At 71.2% G+C, this 1,727-nt stretch carries 2 protein-coding genes; both read left to right on the top strand.

The window, feature by feature from the left end:
• The first annotated feature begins 756 nt into the window (after positions 1 to 756).
• Complete coding sequence (locus tag KBX39_RS30530; protein ID WP_210873874.1) at positions 757 to 1,122, top strand: VOC family protein; 366 nt, start codon at positions 757 to 759, stop codon at positions 1,120 to 1,122.
• 32 nt (positions 1,123 to 1,154) lie between these two features.
• A partial coding sequence (locus tag KBX39_RS30525) for a YqjF family protein (protein WP_210873872.1) occupies positions 1,155 to 1,727 on the top strand: 573 nt, incomplete at its 3' end.

The following is a 1,727-nucleotide window of genomic DNA, read 5'->3' as shown; positions in this document are numbered from 1 at the left end:
GGCCTGCACCGACTCGTAGGAGCTCGGCAGGAAGCTCTCCTGGTCGGCGGAGGTGATGTCGCTCAGTGACGGGCTGGCGGCGATGATCGCTATCGCGGCGACGACCCAGCCGCCGATCACCCACCACGCCTTGCCCACGACGAATCTGCCCAGGCGCTCGAACATCGTTTCCCCCGTGTGTTCGGCTGTGTCGCACGCGATCCTACGCTGCGTGAGCAATCCCTTTCGGACGGCTCGCGGACTTCGTCGACGATCCGGTCTCCACCGCGCTGTGGTGGCCCGTGCTCGCGGCGCCGGTGCTCGCCCCCGTGCTGACGGTCCACCAACCCCGACGCCCCGCCGCTGATCGGGTACGCCGTCGTGTTCGGCGCGCTGCTGGCGCAGAGCACGGTACGGCTCGGCGCCGAGGACAGAACCCACTACGTGGTGGGCGGCGTGCGGAAATCCGGGGCGCGGTGGGCGAGTTCATTCACCGCCCGGCGGCGACACGCATCCCGCCCGACGGTCCTTACCGCCGCCGGAAATACATGGAGGCAGAAGCGATATACCCCAAAGTCATAATCATGACTCTGAGGTATATCGCTCTGGATGGCACACGTCTTCAACGAGGCTGGACCACCGAGCCAGGGCGCTCGACGACGGCTGGCGTCACCGCGACGGCTGCCCGGCAGCGGCGGGCGCGACCAAACCGGGCGGCGGAAGTGTCGTAGAGGGCTCGTAGCCTGGCGCGGTCAACGACGATCGCAGGGAGGCGACGTGCTCGACCACTTCTCCGTAGCGGTGCGCGACCTGGCGGCCAGCGGCGCCTTCTACGACACGGTGCTCGCCCCGCTGGGCGCGCGGCGGCTCATGGAGCCCGGCCCGATCGGCTACGGCGTCGACAAGCCCGACTTCTGGGTGGAACCCGCGCCGTCCAACGCCACGCCGGTGCCGGTGCACATCGCGTTCACCGCCGCCGACCGTGCCACGGTGCGCGCGTTCCACGACGCGGCGGTGGCGGCCGGCGCGGAGGTGCTGCACGCGCCGAAGGAGTGGCCGGAATACCACGCCGGCTACTACGGCGCGTTCGTCCGCGACCCGGACGGCAACAACGTCGAGGCGGTCTGCCACCGCCCGGAGTGAGTCCGGTTGCGTCGGCGAGACAGGATGGACCGGTGGAGATCGAACCGGTCGAGCACGCTCCGGTACGCGCCATCCGCCGGTCCTGGCTGGCACAGCGCTGGCACGACCTGACGTTCCTGCACTGGGCGGTCCCGCCGGAGCGGGTGGCTCCACTGCTGCCCGCCGGCACCCGGCCGGACACGTTCGACGGGCTCACCTACGTCGGGCTGATCGGATTCCAGATGGTCGGGCTGGGGCTCGGCGTCGGCCCGGGCGTGCCGTACTTCGGCACGTTCTGGGAGACGAACGTCCGGCTCTACTCCGTCGATGGCTCCGGGCGGCGCGCCGTCGTGTTCCGCTCGCTCGACGCGTCCCGGCTGGTGCCGGTGCTGGTGGCCCAGCTGAGTCTGCGCCTGCCGTACAAGTGGTCGGCGATGCGGCTGGACCGCTCCGGCGACACGCTCACCTACCGCTGCCGCCGCCGCTGGCCCGGTGCGTCCGGCGCGTCCAGCCGGATGACGGTGCGCGTCGGCGCGCCGATCGCCGAGCCGACGCCGCTGGAGCACTTCCTCACCGCGCGCTGGGGTCTGCACACCCGCGCGTACGGCCGCACCCTTCACGTGCCG

This window comes from Micromonospora sp. D75, from assembly GCF_018070405.1.
Classification (GTDB): domain Bacteria; phylum Actinomycetota; class Actinomycetes; order Mycobacteriales; family Micromonosporaceae; genus Micromonospora; species Micromonospora chalcea.
This window is presented reverse-complemented; position numbering and strand designations above follow the sequence as displayed.